At 47.0% G+C, this 281-nt stretch carries 1 pseudogene; it reads right to left on the bottom strand.

Features of this window, described 5'->3' with window-relative positions:
- Positions 1-51: 51 nt before the first annotated feature.
- A pseudogene (locus tag CA600_RS30715) lies at positions 52-281 on the bottom strand (sugar ABC transporter substrate-binding protein); the annotation flags it as partial.

Below are 281 nucleotides of genomic sequence, written 5' to 3'. Positions count from 1 at the left end.
CGAAATTTGGCTGAATATCGTTGTTTTCATGTTTCTTCTCCCCGTCTCTTTTTAGCTTTTATATACGCCCCAGGATGCTTGGATGGCCTGTTCTATTTTTTTCAATGCTTGTTCAGGATTGCTTAAGGGCAGCTCGGTTAGACCCGTATTTAGCGCCTCCCATACTTGAATCATGAAGGGGTACGTCGGCATCGGCCGTGCGTGATCCAACAGCGATAAAATCATCTTTTTGTTAGGCATAGCAGAGGCACCTAGACGGTTCAGCACCTCTTCCTGAGCCG

This window comes from Paenibacillus sp. VTT E-133280, assembly GCF_002264385.1.
Classification (GTDB): Bacteria; Bacillota; Bacilli; order Paenibacillales; family Paenibacillaceae; genus Paenibacillus_AQ; species Paenibacillus_AQ nitricinens.
This window is presented reverse-complemented; position numbering and strand designations above follow the sequence as displayed.